The 19260-nt window shown below is 60.8% G+C and carries 15 protein-coding genes; 4 read left to right on the top strand and 11 right to left on the bottom strand.

Annotated features, from left to right (window positions below; all coding sequences use genetic code 11):
* Positions 1-2 precede the first annotated feature (2 nt).
* From glcE to WG29040_RS23655, 6 genes are all read right to left on the bottom strand, one after another.
* Positions 3-1067: a glycolate oxidase subunit GlcE gene (gene glcE, locus WG29040_RS23680; RefSeq protein WP_003446331.1), complete on the bottom strand. Its 1065-nt coding sequence runs from the start codon at positions 1065-1067 to the stop codon at positions 3-5.
* Positions 1067-2566 carry a glycolate oxidase subunit GlcD gene (glcD, locus tag WG29040_RS23675; protein ID WP_127197051.1) on the bottom strand — a complete coding sequence of 500 codons (1500 nt, stop codon included), beginning with the start codon at positions 2564-2566 and terminating at the stop codon, positions 1067-1069. Before glcD ends, glcE begins: the two co-directional genes overlap by 1 nt.
* 707 nt (positions 2567-3273) lie before the next feature.
* Positions 3274-4482, bottom strand: a complete 1209-nt coding sequence (gene gltS, locus WG29040_RS23670) for a sodium/glutamate symporter (protein ID WP_010657222.1) — start codon at positions 4480-4482, stop codon at positions 3274-3276.
* 357 nt (positions 4483-4839) lie between these two features.
* Positions 4840-5388 carry a DUF1523 family protein gene (locus WG29040_RS23665; protein ID WP_127197050.1) on the bottom strand — a complete coding sequence of 183 codons (549 nt, stop codon included), beginning with the start codon at positions 5386-5388 and terminating at the stop codon, positions 4840-4842.
* A gap of 225 nt (positions 5389-5613) precedes the next feature.
* Positions 5614-6054, bottom strand: coding sequence for an EamA family transporter (locus WG29040_RS23660; RefSeq protein ID WP_003446337.1), 441 nt, complete (start codon positions 6052-6054; stop codon positions 5614-5616).
* A gap of 272 nt (positions 6055-6326) precedes the next feature.
* Entirely contained in the window at positions 6327-7553 is a 1227-nt protein-coding gene (locus WG29040_RS23655; protein WP_003446339.1) for an acyl-CoA dehydrogenase family protein, read from the bottom strand.
* Positions 7554-7934: 381 nt separating this feature from the next.
* On the opposite strand from WG29040_RS23655, the gene WG29040_RS23650 reads away from it, so the two are divergent.
* Positions 7935-9335 carry an LLM class flavin-dependent oxidoreductase gene (locus WG29040_RS23650; RefSeq protein ID WP_010657225.1) on the top strand — a complete coding sequence of 467 codons (1401 nt, stop codon included), beginning with the start codon at positions 7935-7937 and terminating at the stop codon, positions 9333-9335.
* Positions 9336-9413: 78 nt separating this feature from the next.
* Positions 9414-10850: an FAD/NAD(P)-binding protein gene (locus WG29040_RS23645; protein WP_010657226.1), complete on the top strand. Its 1437-nt coding sequence runs from the start codon at positions 9414-9416 to the stop codon at positions 10848-10850.
* Between the two features lie 131 nt (positions 10851-10981).
* Here WG29040_RS23645 and mgrA read toward each other — a convergent pair whose 3' ends face one another.
* The 5 genes from mgrA to msuE form a co-directional block, all read right to left on the bottom strand.
* Positions 10982-12019, bottom strand: a complete 1038-nt coding sequence (gene mgrA, locus WG29040_RS23640; RefSeq protein ID WP_003446361.1) for an L-glyceraldehyde 3-phosphate reductase — start codon at positions 12017-12019, stop codon at positions 10982-10984.
* Positions 12020-12050: 31 nt separating this feature from the next.
* A complete protein-coding gene (locus WG29040_RS23635; RefSeq protein ID WP_127197049.1) occupies positions 12051-13151 on the bottom strand; it encodes a sigma-54-dependent Fis family transcriptional regulator in 1101 nt (366 codons plus the stop codon).
* Between the two features lie 8 nt (positions 13152-13159).
* Positions 13160-14347: an acyl-CoA dehydrogenase family protein gene (locus WG29040_RS23630; protein WP_127197048.1), complete on the bottom strand. Its 1188-nt coding sequence runs from the start codon at positions 14345-14347 to the stop codon at positions 13160-13162.
* Positions 14348-14513: 166 nt separating this feature from the next.
* A complete protein-coding gene (gene ssuD, locus WG29040_RS23625; protein WP_003446374.1) occupies positions 14514-15653 on the bottom strand; it encodes an FMNH2-dependent alkanesulfonate monooxygenase in 1140 nt (379 codons plus the stop codon).
* Between the two features lie 10 nt (positions 15654-15663).
* Positions 15664-16227, bottom strand: coding sequence for an FMN reductase (gene msuE, locus WG29040_RS23620; RefSeq protein WP_003446376.1), 564 nt, complete (start codon positions 16225-16227; stop codon positions 15664-15666).
* Between the two features lie 377 nt (positions 16228-16604).
* Between msuE and WG29040_RS23615 the strand changes: the two genes are divergently transcribed.
* Complete coding sequence (locus WG29040_RS23615) at positions 16605-17705, top strand: polyamine ABC transporter substrate-binding protein (RefSeq protein ID WP_003446378.1); 1101 nt, start codon at positions 16605-16607, stop codon at positions 17703-17705.
* Positions 17706-17811: 106 nt separating this feature from the next.
* Positions 17812-18909 carry a P1 family peptidase gene (locus WG29040_RS23610; RefSeq protein ID WP_003446379.1) on the top strand — a complete coding sequence of 366 codons (1098 nt, stop codon included), beginning with the start codon at positions 17812-17814 and terminating at the stop codon, positions 18907-18909.
* The last annotated feature ends 351 nt before the right edge of the window (positions 18910-19260 follow it).

The raw sequence follows: 19260 nt of genomic DNA, 5'->3' as shown, positions 1-19260 counted from the left end.
GTTCAAAACTCCGCGTACATTCGGCCCGGGTTGAAGATCCCTTGCGGGTCCAGTTGCGCCTTGAGCTGGCGGTGATAGCGCAGCAACGCGGCGGGCAATGGTTGAAAGGGGCTGTCGATCAGACCGTGGCTGTAACAGGTGGCATGGCCGCCGGCCTTTTGGGCAATAGCGCGAATGACCCCGGCATCGGCGTCGGACTTCAGCCACAGCTGGGCGCCGGCCCAATCGACCAGTTGTGCGCCGGGCAAATCAAGGGCGCCGCTGTTATTGGGCACTGACAAGCGCCACAGCGGCGGGCCAACGTCGAAAAAGGCCAACTGCTGTTCATTCAGGTCGTTCCAGAAACCGGGGTCCAGCGCTTCGCCGCCGAGGCGTTCATGGGCAGCCGCCACCGATCCTTCGCCACCTTCCAGACGCAGGTGCAGGCGCTGCCCGTCATGGCAGGCGGCGCTGACAGGCAGGGGCTGCTGGCCCCATCGGGCAAGATTTTCCAGTGCCCGGGCGCGATCCATCTCCAGCGAAACACTGAAGCAGCGTCGGGGTTTTGGCAGCACTTTCAACGACACTTCGGTGATCAGCCCAAGGCAGCCGTAACTGCCCGTCAGCAAGCGCGACAGATCGTAACCGGCAACGTTCTTCATCACCTCGCCGCCGAAGCGCAGGTGTTTGCCCAGACCGGTGATCACCCGGGTGCCGAGGACGAAGTCGCGCACCGAGCCGGACCAGGGACGGCGCGGGCCCGACAGGCCGGTAGCGACCATGCCGCCGACTGTGGCTCCCGGACCGAAGGACGGCGGTTCACAGGGCAGCATCTGCCCGGCTGCGGCCAGGGTTGCGGACAACTCAGCCAGAGGGGTGCCGGCGCGGACGGTGATCACCAGCTCGGTGGGGTCGTAACTGACAATGCCGCGATGGCTGCGGGTATCGAGGACTTCACCGGCCACCGCACGCCCGAGAAACGCCTTGCTGTTGGAGCCCTGGATCAGCAATGGCGTGGCATTGGCCAGCGCCCGGTTGACCTGCTCCAGCAACGCCTGGCTGTCATCGACACTGTGTTCGGCATCCATCAAAAACGCTCCAGTTCAGGGAAGGGCAACTGGCCCATGTGCACATGCATGGCCCCGAACTCGGCGCAGCGCTGCAGGGTCGGGATATTTTTTCCGGGATTGAGCAGGCCCTGCGGGTCGAATGCGGCCTTGACCCCGTGGAACAGGGTTAGCTCATCGCTGTTGAACTGGGCACACATCTGATTGATTTTTTCACGGCCAACCCCGTGCTCGCCGGTGATGCTGCCGCCGACCTTGACGCACAGTTCAAGGATTTTGCCCCCCAGGGCCTCGGCCCGGTCCAGCTCGCCGGGCTGATTGGCATCGAACAGGATCAGCGGGTGCATATTGCCGTCGCCGGCGTGAAACACGTTGGCGACCCGCAGCCCGTACTCCCCGGCCAGGGTGGCGATCTCCTTGAGCACGGCGGGCAGTGCGCGGCGGGGAATGGTGCCGTCCATGCAGTAGTAGTCCGGGGATAACCGGCCCACTGCCGGAAACGCATTTTTGCGTCCGGCCCAGAAACGCACCCGCTCGGCTTCGTCGCGGGCCAGACGCACCTCGGTGGCACCGGCCAGTAGCAGAACCCTGCGCACCCGCTCGCAATCGTCATGTACATCGGCTTCGACGCCGTCCAGCTCGCACAGCAGAATGGCCTGGGCGTCTACCGGATACCCGGCATGAATGAAATCTTCAGCGGCCCGGATCGCCAGGTTGTCCATCATCTCCAGGCCCGCGGGAATGATGCCCTCGGCAATGATCCGGGCCACTGCAAGCCCGGCTTTTTCCACGCAGTCGAAAGCTGCCAGCAGTACCTTGGCAACTTGCGGCCTGGGCAGCAGTTTGACCGTGACCTCAGTGATGATCCCGAGCATGCCTTCGGAGCCGGTGAATAGCGCCAGCAAGTCGAAACCGGGGGCGTCGAGGGCGTCAGAACCCAGACTCAGGTGTTCCCCTTCGACGGTGAGAATCTCGACCCTGAGCAGGTTGTGTACGGTCAGTCCGTACTTCAGGCAATGCACGCCACCGGCGTTTTCGGCGACGTTGCCGCCGATGGAGCAGGCGATCTGGGAAGACGGGTCCGGCGCGTAATACAAACCTGTAGCGGCGGCCGCCTGGGAGATTGCCAGGTTGCGCACCCCGGGCTGAACCCGGGCACTGCGGGCGGCGGGATCAATGTGCAGAATGCGGTTGAAGCGCGCCATCACCAGCAACACGCCTATTTCCAGCGGTAATGCACCACCGGAAAGCCCGGTGCCGGCGCCCCGTGCGACCACCGGCACCCGGCGCTGATGGCAGAGTTCGAGCAGGCCCTGTACCTGCTCGACGGTACGCGGCAGTGCCACCAGCATCGGCGTGGTGCGGTAGGCCGACAGACCGTCGCACTCGTAGGGCTTGAGATCTTCTTCCTGGTGCAGGAGATCCAGATCGGGCAAGCGTTGCTGCAGAGCCTGTAGCAGCGAATCTTTATCGACGGCGGGCAGATAACCGTCAACGCGTTCGTCGTAGAGAATATTCATCGGCGATCAAGGTCCCCTGGTTGTTTTTATTGGAGGCCTGTTCACGGGAACAGTTGCCTGCATCATTGGCTCCAGGTGGCCTGCTGTCCATGTGTTGCGCGTCGGATGCAGCGTTTTTTTAAAATTCCAATTTAATACTCATATTATTCAGTCGGTTGCTGATGTCGCCCGCAGGTCTCAAGGAGCGCGCTCAGCAAGGGGGCGGTGGCGGATCCGGACGGGCTCGCCGCCATGACCGCGAGGTCCTGCCGGTCACGCGACGCCCGCCAATGATCGCTGCACTGTTACAGGCACTCAGTCCGCGCTCGGTTTCGAATGGGCTGATGTCAGGGTATGACCTGCAAGAAAACACCCGCGTTACAGGATTGCCCTGTAGCAGGGGATGAGACGGGAACAATCTAAAGTGTGATGCTTATATAAGGCGGCGGGATATTAATTATAAAGGGCGGTGCAATCTCTCGAAGTTGAGAGTTTCACCTGTTTATGGGGATGGTTTTGTCGAAGGATTATTGTATTTAATAAAACACCCGCGCAACTTTCAGTGAGGGCGACAAGTTGATGTAAAGGGCAGGGTATTGAAGACTGAAAGTTGCGATCGACCGCAACAACTGTCGATCGCAAAAAGGTTTATTTGTTGTTGCGCTGCCCCTGGTGCCTTTATGGCCGGGCAGTCCGGGCACTGACAGAGCAGGCCCGGCAGCGGTGGATCAGGAGCCGGCGCCGAGGAACGGCAGCAACAGGTACAGCTTGATCACGATGACGTTAATGATGTCGATGAAGAACGCCCCCACCATTGGCACCACCAGAAAGGCTATCTGCGAAGGACCGTAGCGCTGTGTCACCGCCTGCATGTTGGCGATGGCCGTCGGTGTGGCACCCAGGCCGAAGCCACAGTGGCCTGCCGCCAGAACTGCAGCATCGTAGTTGCTGCCCATGACCCTGAAGGTCACGAAAATAGCGTACAGGGCCATGACCAGGGTCTGTGCCACCAGCAGGATGAAAATAGGCAATGCCAGGGCTGCCAGATCCCAAAGTTTGAGCGACATCAAGGCGATGGCCAGGAACAGCGACAGGCTGACGTTGCCCAGGACCGAGACTTCACGCTCGAACACTTGATACAGGCCCAGTGCAGAAAGGCCGTTGCGCAAGATCACGCCCACAAACAGGACGCAGACGAAGGTCGGCAGCTCGAAAGCCGTGCCCTGCAGCAGGCCGTTGAGGAGGTTGCCGCCCAGCAGGCTGACGGAGATCAGCGCCAGGGTTTCGATAAAGGAAAACGGCGTGATCGAACGCTCTTCGTTGGGTTGCTCGAAGCCTTTTGGCAGTTGCACTTCTTCGTGGGTAAGGCCGGGGGTCTTGACCCGTTTGATCAGCAGACGGGCGACGGGTCCGCCGATCAGGCCACCCAGCACCAGGCCAAAGGTTGCAGAGGCCATTGCCAGTTCCGAAGCGGAGGCCAGGCCGTATTGCTCGGTGAATGTCGCGCCCCATGCCGCCCCTGTACCGTGGCCGCCGGACAAGGTTACGGAGCCGGTCAGCAGGCCCATCAGGGGGTCGAGCCCCAAAGCCGTGGCCAGACCGATGCCCATGGCGTTCTGGACCACTAAAAGTCCGGTCACCACCAGCAGGAACACGCTTACCACGCGTCCGCCTTTTTTAAGACTGGCGAAGTCCGCATTCAGGCCGATCGTGGCGAAGAACGCCAACATCAAAGGCATCTGCAGTGAAGTATCAAACCGCACTTCAACGTCGAACAGGCGCAAAGTCAGGAGCAGCAAGGCAACGACCAGGCCCCCGGCAACGGGTTCAGGAATATTGTAGGTACGCAAAAATCCGACGCGGGAAACAAGCCCGCGTCCCAGCAACAGCACCAAAGAGGCAGCCACCAGCGTTCCATAAAAATCAAGCTGAAACATCGAGGCATTCCTATTATTAGTTCAGAAGCAGACTGTCCCTTGCCAGCTTGCAGAGCGGACTGAGTGGCCTCAGCCCTGATTGATTCGAAGTACCGGCAGCCGTCACTGGCCTGCCAGTTAAATTGAAGCGCGGGATAGTAGAGGAGTCAGCGTAGTTCTGAGGCAACTTAAGTCAAACAAAATGTTTCTATGTTGCGAGTCGCGGATCGCTATGCCGGATCAATAATCCTGCGGCTGTTACCGAACTAACTATGGCGTTGGTTTACGGCCTGTTATCAGCTGGCCCGTTGGCTGTTTTCAGGCCCCCCGCCACAGGAGGCCTGAAACTTGTCAGTTGCAGCGGGCGAACGGGCAGGATCAGTGCGCCGGCACCTGATTGCGGCGCTTGAAGCGACGTCGTAGCGAGACCGCGATAAAAATCACCACCAGGGTCAAACCGCCCAGAAATATCGTATTGAACCAGGGGAAGGGTTCAGTGCGGCTGGTGGTGGACTCAATGGCCGTGATATTCGGGAACACCGAGAGGATCTTGATCCTCCATCCGTAATAGCGAATAAGCGCCAGCTGCTCGGCATCACGGGAGTAACCCTGGGCCTTGGCCTGGATGTCCGCAGAGTCGAACTTGAAATACCAGGGGAACGACCAGCCGGTGTCCTCGTTGCGATAGACCATGACATTCTTGGTATCAGGGTTTTCGGTATTGATGAAATACACATCCCGGGTCGGACCGTCAGCCGGGTTCTCAGCGTTGATGACGCCATTGTGATCGACCCGCTTGACTTCAACCCCGGTGACCATCACCACGTCGTGTTGCGGTAGAAAGTAGAACAGTCCCAGCGCCACTGCGCCCACTGCGCCCACGGCGAGCAGGGCCAGGCCCAGAATGATGCTCTTGAGCCACTTCATGCGATAACCCTGTACATAGTGTTGATTCCTGATTGCTGTTGATTGACCGTAGAGCGCCATAAACCTTGCTGATGCCGCCAAAGGCAGTGATCGATCCTGCAGGAATGCCGGGCAAGCCCTGATTTGCGCGGAACCTTATCGCAGTCTGGGCCAGGGACTACAAGTTCCGCAGATGCCTCTTACATAATTTGTATCAGTTTAGACCGTCAAGCCCGGTTCGGGGTGCTACCGGCGCCACGCCAGCAATACCACGCCGGTGGTGATCAGGCTGATACCCGCCCATTGCCGCAGGTCGAGCTTTTCGCCCAGCAGGGTCACGCCCAGTACCGCCACAATCACCACACTGAGTTTGTCCACGGGCGCGACCAGGGACGCCTGGCCCAGTTGCAGGGCGCGGTAATAGCAAAGCCAGGAGGCGCCTGTGGCCAGGCCGGACAACACCAAAAACACATAGCTGCGGGTCGAGATTGAGCCCAGTGACTGATACTGGCCGGTGGCATAGACGATCAAGCCCAGGCTCACCAGGACCACGATGGTGCGGATAAACGTGGCGAAGTCGGAATTGATCCCGGTGATGCCGATTTTTCCAAAAATGGCGGTCATGGCGGCGAACACCGCCGAGAGCAATGCCCAGAAGGTCCAGGATGAAAAGAAAGACGAGCCCATAGGGTCAGCCTGTGTGATGAATTGAGGTGGGGTGAGCATACGCCAGCTTTCAGTGCCCCGGGACAACGCCAGCAGAGGTTCACGGGCAGCGGCTGACATGTTTGCCGCGGCCAGCCGAGAGGCTTCCCTGCGCGGTAGTGGACAGGATCGTGATCGCCTGTGGGGTATGGCGCCTTGGTTGGCATCGGACACAAGGTACGAGATGAAACCTGGCGCAGACTGAGGAACAGCCCTGCAGGAGCGAGCTGGCTCCTGCAGTCGGAGGAGGGGGCTTATCCTGCCTTCAGGCTATTACCGATCTGCCACACATACAGCGGCTCGGTACCGTTGATTGTCCAGTCGCCGACAATCCGCGCCTTGTAAATCCAGGGGTTGTGCGAGGCCGCGGTGCGGGCGTTGCGCCAGTGACGGTCCAGTGACTTGCTGACGCTGACACCCGAAGCGCCCAGGGCGTTGAACAGGTCAGTGGCCGCTCGCAGAATCAGCTCCGAGACCACCACTTGGGCTTTTGCAGTTTCAATCTCGGCGTCGATATTGGCCTGGCGCTCGAGTGCCTGATCGTGGCCAAACCGCGCGACATAAGCCCGCTGCAGCGGCCCGGCGCAGCGCAGGGTCGCGGCTTCGGCTGCGTATACCTGGGCGGATATCTGTCCCACAACCTGCTGGATTTGCGCATCGCCGCGGGTGGTGTCGGCAGTGCCATGGCTGAACACCCGTTTGCGCTCGCGTATTTCTTGCGTTACATCGCGTTCTATCGCACGGCCGATGCCGGCGAGCACGGCCAGGAGTACCAGCTGGTAAAAGGCGGTCTGGTATTTGAAGCGGGTTTCGAAGGGGATCAGGTGCTCGGCAGGCAGCGGCACGTCCACATACACCGAGGTGCCGCTGCCGGTGGTGCGCTGGCCGAAACCGTCCCAGTCGTCGCTGTGGGTGACGCCGGGGTGGCGGGCATCTACCACCGCGATGACATCAGCGCCGTTGTCCGAGCGCCGGGCATACACATCAATCCAGTCGGCGAAGATACTGCCGGTGCTGTAGTACTTGGCGCCGTTAAGCACAAAGCCGGCTGCCTGCGGGCTGACTTTGGTGATGACTTCGCCTAGCTTGACCGAGCCCACTTCGGTCCAGCCATTACCCACCAGCTCGCCTGCCACGAAACGTGCGAACCAGGCATCCCGGGCCGGACCTGGCGGTGCATTGAGGCGATCTTCGACAAATGCAAAGTGGGCACGCAGTGCTTGAGGGATATTGGAGTCAGCTTCGGCCAGCTCGATCAGCAGCTCAAACAGCTGGGGCACCGAAGCACCGGCCCCGCCGTGTTCGACCGGCACCCGCACCGCGCCAAAACCGGCCTGCTTGAGTAACAGGATGGATTCACGGGGCAGGTCACGGCCCTGTTCACGCACGACGTTGCCGGTGGCGATTTGCCGAAACAGCGGGCGGAAGCGATTGGCCAGGGTTTCGTAGTCGGTGCCCTGGGACAGAGGTGAGACGGTCATGGCAGTACTCCTGAAGAAAAAGATTCCTGCCTGGGGGATTGCATAGTCTGTGCCGTTTGCCCGGGCCTTTAAAAACGTCCCATGTGCACAGCGAACTGCCTGCCAGCCAACATCGCTGCCACAACCTGTACCCAAATCGCACAGCCGCAACCCGTAGTTGCTGACGAGTCACGAGGCTGCGATCGGCAGCGAAGCTGTCGTTGATCCTGGCCCCAGGTTTATCAGTTCTATTGAGTGCCCAGGTTTTGCGACTGCTGCGCCGCCATGTGCCTCATCAGCGACTGCAAGACAGGTGTTGACGGCACGCCCTGTGCAATAGCGACTGCAATGATTTCCATTGTCGCAACGGCGTTGCAGCGCCGCAGTTTCAGGAGTAATTCGATGTCCCGCGAAATCCGTCTCAACGCTTTTGACATGAACTGTGTCGGCCACCAGTCGCCCGGCCTGTGGGCGCATCCCCGTGACCGTTCATGGCAGTACAAGGACCTCGAATACTGGACCGATCTGGCGAAAATCCTCGAGCGAGGCAAGTTCGACGGGCTGTTTATCGCCGATGTGCTGGGTATCTATGACGTCTACCGCGGTAACGGTGATGCTGCCATCCGCCAGGGCGCCCAGGTGCCGGTCAATGATCCGTTGCAGCTGATTCCACCGATGGCGCTGGTGACCGAGCACCTGGGGTTCGGCCTTACCGCTTCGCTCTCATTCGAGCACCCGTATCCCTTCGCCCGCCGCCTGTCGACCCTCGACCACCTGACCAAGGGCCGTGCCGGCTGGAACATAGTCACCTCCTATCTGGAAAGCGGCGCCAGGAACATCGGCCAGCAAGCACTGACCGAGCACGATGCGCGCTACGACTATGCCGAGGAGTACCTGCAGGTTTGCTACAAGCTGTGGGAAGGCAGCTGGGAGGAGGGGGCAATCTTGCGCGATCGCGAGCGGCGGGTATTCAGCGACCCGAGCAAGATTCATGAGATCCGCCATGTCGGCAAACACTTCCAGGTGCCGGGTATTCACCTGTGCGAACCCTCGCCCCAGCGCACGCCTCTGCTGTATCAGGCCGGAGCTTCCAGTCGTGGCCGCCAGTTTGCTGCCGAGCAGGCCGAATGCGTGTTTGTCGCCGCGCCGTCCAAGGTCTTGCTGAAAAAAACTGTCAGCGATATCCGTCGGCGTGCTGCCGAGGCGGGCCGCGATCCGGCAAAAATCCTGATCTTCAACTTGCAAACGGTGATCCTCGGCGAAACCGATGCCCTGGCCAAAGCCAAGTTTGAAGAATACAAAAGCTATGTCAGCTACGAAGGCGCGATGGCCTTGATCTCGGGCTGGACCGGTATCGACTTCAGCCAGTTCAAGCCCGATCAGGCGCTTGAAAACGTGCCCACCAATGCGATCAAATCGGCGGTGGAAACCTTCTCCAGCGCTGATCCAGATACCCTCTGGACCCCCAATGCACTGGCCGACTGGGTGGGTATCGGCGGCTTTGGCCCGCTGTTCGTCGGCGGCCCTGAAACCGTAGCCGACCTGCTTGAAGAATGGGTCGAAGAGACCGGGGTCGACGGCTTCAATCTGGCCTATGCGGTGACCCACGAGACCTTTATTGACGCCGTGGAGTTGCTGGTTCCGGAGTTGCAAAAACGTGGCGTCTACAAAAAGGAATACACCAAGGGCACTTTGCGCGAGAAGCTGTTCGGCGAAGGCCCGCGCCTGGCGGACGGGCATCCGGGGGCGGCCTGGCGCAACCTCGGTGAATTGAACCGCGGCCGACCAAAAGAGCGCGCCTGAGTCGCAACGCTGGACACCGCAGGATCTGCAGAAGATCCTGCCGGTCGAACTGTAAAAACCCCAAAGCGAGTGAATACCATGAGCGAGCCACAAGCCGGACAGGCAACCCCTGCCATCCGTGAGGCCGATGTCTTGATTGTTGGCGGTGGCCTGAGCGGCACCCTGTTGGCCATGCAACTGCTGCGCTTGCCAGGTGCCCGGCGCATCGTGCTGGTGGAGCCCCGGCCCGAGCTGGGACGTGGCGAAGCCTACAGTGCGACGCAACCGGGGCACACCCTGAACGGCAATGCGGCGCGCATGAGCGTCGAGCCGGACGATCCCGATGACCTGACCCGCTGGCTTGAAGCGCACATCGCCGCTGGTGGCTGGCCGGAGTCCGATCAACAGCATGTAGCGGTGGCCGAGCTGTTCCCGCCACGGGGGCTGTTCGGGCTGTATGCCCAGCAGAAACTGGCGCAGGCACAGCAAATCGGAGCCGCGGCAGGTTCAACCCTGACCCACGTCCGTGATGCCGTGGTGGACCTGCAAACCCATGAACAGGGGGTCACAGTGACCCTTGGCGACGGTGGCCAATGGCAAGCCGCTGCAGCTGTGCTGGCCACCGGCATGTTCCCGGCCGCGCGTACCGCCCAGCGCCAGTCCAGCGGGCTCAATGCCGCTGCCCTGGACCCCTGGGATGTTGCAGCCTTGCGTGGTTTGCCGGTGGATGCGCGGGTACTGATCATCGGCTCCGGGCTGACCATGGTCGATGCCCTGGAGACCTTGCATCAGGCCGGGCATCGCGGTCCGATCCAGGTCTACTCGCGCCACGGGCTATTGCCCCAGGTTCGACGCCAGCCGCCGGTTTGGGAAGACTTTCTGACCCTGGCACCACAGCTGCGCAGCCCCCTGCAATTGTTCCGTGAACTGCGCCGCCAATGTCGTTTGGCACAGGCCCGGGGTATCGACTGGCAAGCACCGCTGGATACGGTACGGGTGCATATAGGCAGGCTCTGGAACCAGGCCAGCGATGCGCAACGGCGTCAGTTTGTACGCCATGTGCGGCCCTGGTGGGAAAGTCATCACCACCGTTCGCCACCCCAGGGCAATGCGTTACTGCAACGCCTGCTCAGTGAAGGCCGCCTGACGATTACCGCAGCCTCCCTGCAAGGGGTGGACGCGGTGGGCGGTCGGCCACGGATTCGTCTGCGCTACCGGGGGCAGGCTGAATCGGTATGGGTCGAAGGTGACGGGCTGATCAACTCCACCGGCATCGAGTACGACTGGCGCCGGGTGGATAAACCGCTGCCGGTACAGCTGTTGCGACGTGGGCTGGTGCAGCCCGGAAATCTGGGGTTGGGGATTGCTGCCGATGCTTCAGGTGCCGTGCTGGATGCGGCATCACAGCCTGCGCCACGGCTGTTTGCCATGGGCCCTCCATTGCGCGGAATGTGGTGGGAAAGCACTGCGGTGACCGACGTTGCCTTGCAGGCCAAGGCTCTGGCAGAGCGGTTGGCCAGGCAAGCTCGCCTGTAGGAGCGAGCTTGCTCGCGAGCTTCTCAAGAAGGCCGCGTTCATGCGGTCATCAATATAGGCTCGATAGAAAGCTCGCGAGCAAGCGCCTACAGGGTTTTATGTTGAAGGTTACAGAACCTGTGGGCGCCTGGTTATTCGGCCAGCGAGGGCTTCTGCCAGAGGTTGATCCCGCCTTCCTGGGCGAAGCGGTCGATCTCGGCCAGTTCCAGCTCGCTGAAGCTCAGGTTCTGCAACGCCGCGACGTTCTCGATGATTTGCTCCGGCCGGCTGGCACCTATCAGCGCCGAGGTCACCCGCGGATCGCGCAATGTCCAGGCCAGCGCCATCTGGGCCAGGCTTTGGCCGCGGCGTTTGGCGATCTCGTTCAGTGCACGCACATGGGCGATATTGGCGTCGGACAGATGCGAGGCTTGCAGCGAGCCACCCCCCGGACGATTGACCCGTGCATCGGCCGGAACCCCGTTGAGGTACTTGTCGGTCAGCAGCCCCTGAGCCAGCGGAGTAAAGGCAATCACGCCGGTGCCCAGCTCCTCGGTGGTGTCCAGCAGGTCCTTTTCAACCCAGCGATTAAGCAGGTTGTACGCCGGCTGGTGGATCAGCAACGGCACTTTCCACTCTTTGAGCAAGGCCGCCATTTCGCGGGTTTTTACCCCGGAATACGAGGAGATCCCGATGTACAGCGCCTTGCCCTGTTGCACTGCGGTGGCCAGGGCGCTGGCGGTTTCTTCCAGTGGCGTGTCGGGATCGAAGCGGTGCGAGTAGAAGATGTCGACATAGTCCAGCCCCAGGCGCTGCAGGCTCTGATCCAGGCTGGCCAGTACGTACTTGCGCGAACCGCCGCCCTGGCCGTACGGGCCGGGCCACATGTCCCAGCCGGCTTTACTGGAGATAATCAGCTCGTCACGGTAGTGCTTGAAGTCTTCGCGCAGCAAACGGCCAAAGTTGATCTCGGCACTGCCGTAGGGCGGGCCGTAGTTGTTGGCCAGGTCAAAGTGGTTGATGCCCAGGTCGAAGGCAGTACGCAACAGCGCGCGCTGGGTGTCGATCGGCGTGCTGTCGCCAAAGTTGTGCCACAGGCCCAAAGACAGTGCTGGCAGCAGCAGCCCGCTGCGACCGGTACGGCGATAAGGGATGGATTGATAGCGGTTTTCGGCAGCGATATAAGTCATCGAATCCTCATGGGGCAGGTATTTGGACAGTTCAGATGCACAGGTTTAGCATTCTTTCGCTTTGCGGTGTGTCATTGGGCCGGCGTTTGTTGACCGCCAGTTCGCCGATGTTGATCAGTCGGGAGCGGGTGATGTTGCGGCTCAGGCCCAGCAGGTTGGCGGTGTGGACCTGATTGTAGTGACAGAAGCGGTAGGCGGTGCGGAACAGAACCTCCTCGACTTTCTCGTGCAGGGCTGCGGGGTGTTCTTCAAAGAGTTGCTGGAAGGCCCGCTCCAGCAGGGCTTCGGCAGATTTGTCGGTGCCGGCGGGCTCCTCCTGGCGTTCGATGCGCATATTGGACAGGCGCAAATCGCCGCTCTGGATCAGGCCGTCGCGGCAGATCAACAGCGTGTGATGGATCACGTTTTCCAGCTCGCGAATGTTGCCCGGCCAGCCATAGCCCTGCAGCTTGCTTTGCGCTGCAGGACTTAGCCGTACCTCGCCGTAGCCCAGGCGTTTGCTGTAGGCCTCGATAAAGTGCCGGATCAACGGCAGGATGTCGCCGGGCCGCTCGCGCAACGGGCTCAGCTCAAGGCTTACCACGTCCAGGCGATAAAACAGGTCCTCACGAAAATGCCCGGCATTAATCGCCTTTTCCAGCTGCACGTTGGTGGCCGCCAGCACCCGCACGTCGATGGGTATGCTTTTACGCGACCCCAGGCGCACCACCTCGCGCTCCTGCAGCACCCGCAGCAGCTTGACCTGGATGGCCATCGGCAAATCACCGATTTCATCGAGGAACAGGGTGCCGCCGTCAGCTTCTTCGAACCAGCCGGCCTTGGCACTGAGCGCGCCGGTGAAGGCGCCTTTCTCGTGCCCAAACAGCTCCGCTTCCACCAGTGACTCCGAAAACGCGCCGCAGTTGACCGCAATGAACGGCCGGTTACGGCGAGCGCTCAGGTTGTGAAGATGGCGGGCGACCAGTTCTTTGCCGGTTCCGGTTTCACCAATGATCAGTACGCTGGCTTCGCTGGGGGCGACCTGCTGCAAATGGGCCAGCAACGCTCTGGATTTCGGGTCTTCGAATACTTGCGCGGTGGCGCGGATCGACGTTGCCAGGGCGGGTGAGGGCGGTAGCGTCAAAAGCTGCATAGGCTTCTCTAGGAATAGAAAGTGGGAGTAGGCAGGTTCTGGTTCAGTGCCCAGTCGCCCAATTCTTGAAGCTTGTAATCCAGCGGATCGTGCAGGCTTTGGGTACGCAGGTTGCGCCAGTGCCGGTCCAGACCTACAGCGGCGTGGGTGGCGCGGGCGCCGGTGACTTCAAAAACCTTGCTGCACAGCTCCAGCCCGTGGCGGTGGGCGGCGACTTTGGCGGTGGCGATGGCGACGGCCACCTGTCCGCGCTCCTGTTCGCTGAGCCTGGGACCCTTGGCCCAGGCCTTGTCCAGTTGCGCGGCGGCGTGCTCGACCAGCAGCCGGGCACTTTCCAGGCCCACCCAGAAATCGCCGTAGTGCCCCAGTACATAGGGGTCCTGATGGTTTTGCGTGGCGCCGGATTTAAACCAGGGGCGGGTTTCACCGAGGGTGTACTGGCGTGCCTCTTCGAACGCGCCCTGAGCGATGCCGAGAAAAATGTTGGCGAAATGCAACTGTGCAATCAGAGGCCGCAGGCAGGCGAACGGGGTGCTCAAAGGCCCCGGATCGAGCAGCAAGTCCGACTCTTCGACCCGTACCCGCTCGAAGGTGGCACTGCCACTGTCGGTCTGGCGCTGGCCCATGTTGTCCCAGTCGCCATGCAAGGTAATGCCGGTACGTGCGCTGGGAATGGCGGCGATCAACAGCTTGCCACCGGCGGCCTCATCCACCGCCGAGGCAATCAGCATCTGCGAGTCGCTGGCGCCGGAGCAGAAACTTTTTTTACCGGAGAATTCGCGCCAGCTGCCGAAATTGCGCACGGTGGTGCGGGTGTCCAGCGGGTTGAGGGCGTTGCCCCAAAACCAGTTCTGGCGGGCGGTCAGTTCGAACCAGGGCTGCCATTGCTCGGGGCGTGCGAACAGCCGGACAGTGGCGAGCATCAAGTGATGAAAGCCCAATACGTGGGCAATGGAACTGTCGACCCGGGCGAACTCGCGCACCACCTCAAAGGTATCGCTCCAGCTGGCGCCGAGGCCGCCGAACTGGCGGGGAATACTCATGGCCAGCAGGCCGCTGGCGCGCAGGGCATCCCGTTGCGCAATGGGCGTACCGCCACGCTCGTCGCGTTCGACCGCGCTGTGGGCGAACTCGCTGGCCAGCGCCCGGGCGGTGTGCAGCGGGGTAAGTGCTGCGTCTTGTAGATGGGCTGTCACGGGTTATGGCCTCCATTCAAAAAATCCTGCCGCTGTGCCGCTGTGCCCCTGTGTTTCTGTAGGAGCGAGCTTGCTCGCGAGCTGTTTGGGGCGGTTTGATATCTGCGGCGCTGTTGTGAAGAGCTCGCGAGGCAAGCTCGCTCCTACACAGGGGACAGGGCAGGCCTCAGGCTTTGGCCGGCAGAACGTCGTTGGCGATCATTTCGCCAAAGGGGCCGGTCAGGTTGGTGATGCCGCGTCCAGCCAGGCTGGCATACGGCTCGGGCAACAAGGGGAATACCAGCTCGGCAAAGCGGTAGGCCTCTTCCAGATGCGGATAGCCGGAGAAGATGAAGCTCTCGATCCCCAGGTCGGCGTACTCCTTGATCCGCGCTGCCACCTGTTGCGGGTTGCCCACCAGTGCAGTACCGGCGCCACCGCGCACCAGGCCGACACCGGCCCACAGGTTGGGGGCGATTTGCAGGTTGTCGCGACGGCCGTCATGCAGCGCGGCCATACGCCGCTGGCCTTCAGAATCAAAGCGCGAGAAGGACTTCTGGGCGGCGGCAATGGTCTCGTCGCTGATGTGTTCGATCAGTTTGTCAGCCGCTGCCCAGGCTTGCTGTTCGGTCTCGCGCACGATGACATGCAGGCGGATACCGAAGCGCAGGGTACGGCCCTGGCGGGCAGCACGCTGGCGTACATCGGCCAGTTTTTCGGCCACGGCCGCCGGTGGTTCGCCCCAGGTCAGGTACACGTCGACCTGTTCGGCAGCCAGTTCGTGGGCGGCTTCGGAAGAGCCGCCGAAATACAGCGGCGGATAGGGTTTCTGCACGGGCGGGTAGAGCGCCTTGGCGTTCTGTACGCGCAGGTGCTTGCCTTCGAAATCCACAGCTTCGCCTTGCAGGACCCGGCGCCAGATTTTCAGGAATTCGTCGGTGACTTCATAGCGCTCGCTGTGATCGAGGAAGCTGCCGTCGCCACGGTTTTCATCCGGGTCGCCGCCAGTCACCACATTGATCAGCAGACGCCCGCCGGACAGTCGGTCCAGGGTTGCGGCCATGCGTGCCGAGACCGTCGGCGAAATGATCCCCGGGCGGATGGCCACCAGATAACGTAAACGCTCGGTCAGCGGCACCAGTGCCGAGGCGATCACCCACGAGTCTTCGCACGAGCGGCCGGTGGGGATCAGCACCCCGTGGTAGCCCAGATCGTCGGCCGCCTGGGCCACCTGTTTCAGGTAGTTGAGGGTGACCGGGCGGGCGCCCTGGGTGGTACCCAGGTAATGGCCGTCGCCGTGGGTGGGAAGAAACCAGAACACATCCATGACAGAGTCCTTAAGCGATTTTCAGCAGGTTCCTGGCAGACACGCCGAACAACGGCGCGGCACGTTCTGCAGCAAGGCGGATGCGAGTCTTCAAGGGCTCACTGGTTATCTGGTAATTGGCAAAATCGGATTCGACGGCATACACCCCGATCGGCAGGGTCAGTGCCTGAAAGAAACCGAACAGCGGCCGCAACTGGTGTTCGAGCACCAGGGCATGGCGCTCACTGCCGCCGGTGGCGGCCAGCAACACCGGGGTATCGATCAGGCCGTTGATATCCACCAGATCGAACAGGTGCTTGAGCAGCCCCGGGTAGGAGCCGCGATAGACCGGTGTCGCAACAATCAGCAGGTCGGCGTTCTCGATGGCCCGGATCTGTGCTTCGACCTCGGGGCCAAGCTCCTGGCGTGACAGGGCGCCGCCCAATTGCCGGGCTATATCGCCCAGCTCAATCAAGTGACTTTCGAGAGTAAGCCGGGTTTTCAGTTCGTCGAGAATCGCCTCGGCCAGCACCAGGGTGCGTGAAGGGCTGAATGCTCCCCCGGAAACGACGACGACTTGCAGCGCTTGAGACATGGTTGATCCTTGGCTGTTGGGCAGCGGACTGTGGACAGGTAATACCCTTGAGCAAACTCCGTACCAACAGACAAAGCCCCTGAATGCGGGGGTTGGCGCATCGGCTGCTGTTTTTGGGGCAGGTGTTTGCTGATCCACTGTTGGCTGGGCAACAGTTTCTACAGGCTCGACGGCTGGATCCGGACATAAACATTGGCCATAACTATCCCCTTTTGGCCTGCCTCCCACTGTGATGCGCCAGGGTTGTCGGCAAGAATCAAAAGCACCCGCCCTCTAACAAGAAAGTTTGCCGAGCTTGCCCTTGGCCATTTGCAGGCCGCTGCCGTGTACAGAACATAAAAAATATCGATCTCACGCCGACTTCGGGGAACACACGCATGCACACAATCAAACGCTTACTGGGCCTTACCGTCTGCGGACTGACCCTGCTGGCCAGTGCCGTACAGGCCGAACAGCGCGAATTGCGGGTGTACAACTGGGCAGACTACATCCTGCCTTCGGTGCCCAAGGACTTCGCCAAACAAACCGGGATCAAGGTGATCTGGGACACCTTTGATACCAACGAATCCCTGGAGGCCAAGCTGCTGACCGGCAACTCCGGGTATGACCTGGTGGTGCCGTCGAACCAGTTTCTTGATACCCAGATCAAGGCCGGGGTATTCCAGAAACTGGACAAATCCAAACTGCCCAACTGGCAGCATCAAGATCCGGCCTTGCTCAAGCTGTTGCAGACCAACGACCCCGGCAACCAGTACGCGGTGCCCTACATGTACGGCACGGTGCTGATCGGTTTCAACCCGGCCAAGGTCAAGGCCGCGCTGGGCGACAATGCACCGGTGGACAGCTGGGACCTGGTGTTCAAACCCGAGAACATGGAAAAACTGAAATCCTGCGGCGTGGCCATGCTCGACTCGCCTTCCGAGATCCTGCCGCTGGCCCTGCACTATCTGGGTCTGGACCCGAACAGCCAGAACCCGGCCGACTATGAAAAAGCCAAGGAACTGATGTTGAAGGTTCGTCCTTACATCACCTATTTCAACTCGGCCAAATACATGACCGACATTGCCAACGGTGACATCTGCGTGGCCATCGGTTATTCCGGCAGCTTCTACCAGTTCGGCAACCGGGCCAAAGAGTCGGGCAACGGTGTGGTGGTTGACTGGCGTCTGCCCAAGGAAGGCGCGCCCATCTGGTTCGATACCTTTGCCATTCCGAAAAGCGCGAAAAATGTCGCCGAGGCCCATGAATTCCTCAACAACTTGCTGGAGCCCAAGGTCATTGCCCCGATCAGCGATTTTCTCGGTTATCCCAATGCCAACAAAGACTCGCTGCCCTTGATCAGCAAGGACATTACCGGCAACCCCAACCTGACCCCGACCAGCGAAGCCCTGAACAACCTGTATGTGGTGCAGCCGCTGCCACAGAAGCTCGAGCGTGTACGCACCCGGGCCTGGACCAGCATCAAGTCGGACAAGTAAAGGATTGATCCATACCCTCTTTGGGGTAGTGAATGGGGGGTATCGTCAAGTGTTGCCCGGATTTCTACACTGGGCGCACTTTACTGACCACAACGAGAGCAGAACGATGCGTATCCGTGAGCTTGGCATAACCATTGGTTCGGGCACCCCGGGCCTCTATAACGCAATCACCGATGTTGCGGGTGTGCGGGTCGGGCATCACACGCTGAATGTAGAAACCGCCGAAGCTTCCATCCATACCGGTGTCACGGTCATTGAGCCGCGGGCCGGTGCGGCGCATTTGCAGCCGTGTTTTGCCGGGGTCCATGTGTTGAACGGCAACGGTGACGCAACCGGTCTGGAGTGGATTCGCGAAGCTGGTTTACTGACCACGCCCATCGCCTATACCAACACCCACAGCGTCGGTGTAGTGCGCGATGCGCTGGTGGCCGCAGAACGTGAAATGGGCAAGAAGCACACCTATTGGTGCATGCCTGTGGTACTGGAAACCTACGATGGCACCTTGAATGACATCTGGGGCCAGCACGTGCGCCCCGAGCATGTGCAACTGGCGCTGCAGGATGCAAGGTCCGGCCCTGTCCAGGAGGGCAATGTGGGTGGTGGCACGGGCATGATTTGCCATGAATTCAAGGGTGGCATCGGCACCGCTTCGCGGGTGCTGAGCACTGAGCAGGGCGGCTGGACCGTTGGCGCTCTGGTGCAGGCCAACTACGGCGTACGAGAAGCGCTGCGGGTGGCGGGGTATCCGGTCGGCAAGGTACTGAATGATGTGCCGTCGCCGTTCAGGAGCGAGATCAATGTCGGCGAGCCGGGCATGGGTTCCATCGTGATTACCATTGCTACCGATGCACCTTTGTTGCCGCATCAATGCACCCGGCTTGCGCAGCGGGCGAGTGTTGGTCTTGCACGTGTTGGAGGGGGCACTGAGGATTCCAGTGGCGATATCTTCATTGCCTTTTCGGTGGGCAACAGCAGTTTGCCGGCGGCTGATTTTGGTCATCCGGGGGCGCCGACCACCGAGTTGCAGATGGTCAATAACGATTACATCTCACCGTTGTTCGTGGCTGCCGCAGACGCGGTAGAAGAGGCCATTCTCAATGCCATGCTGGCTGCCAGTGACCTCAAGGGTTGCGCCAGCCAGGTGTTTTCCCTCAAGCCAGAGCGCCTGCTTAGCGCCCTGGCCAAAGTAGGCTGGCAACCCTGAGCCCACAATAGTGATGGTTCGCTGGCCGGGCGGGTGGGCAGGTGGGCAGGTGCACCTGTAGGAGCGAGCTTGCTCGCGATGGCAGCGGTGGGGTGTATCAGGAAAATCCCGGTGTATGCATCGCTGGCAAGCCAGCTCCCACAGAAATGATGGTGCACTGGCCGGGCGGGTGGGCAGGTGGACCTGTAGGAGCGAGCTTGCTCGCGATGGCAGCGGTGCGGTGTTGTTGTGGCTCAATATTTATGGACCATCATGTAGGAGTATCAACTTAAGGATTCATCATGGGATTTCGGGTCGTAACTGCCGAAGAAAAAGCCGAGGCCATTCGCTTGGTCGTGGAAATGAATTACT

This window comes from Pseudomonas sp. PAMC 29040 (genome assembly GCF_003994535.1).
Lineage (GTDB): Bacteria > Pseudomonadota > Gammaproteobacteria > Pseudomonadales > Pseudomonadaceae > Aquipseudomonas > Aquipseudomonas paraversuta.
Note: the sequence above shows the minus strand (reverse complement) of the source record. Positions and strands in the feature narration are given on the sequence as shown.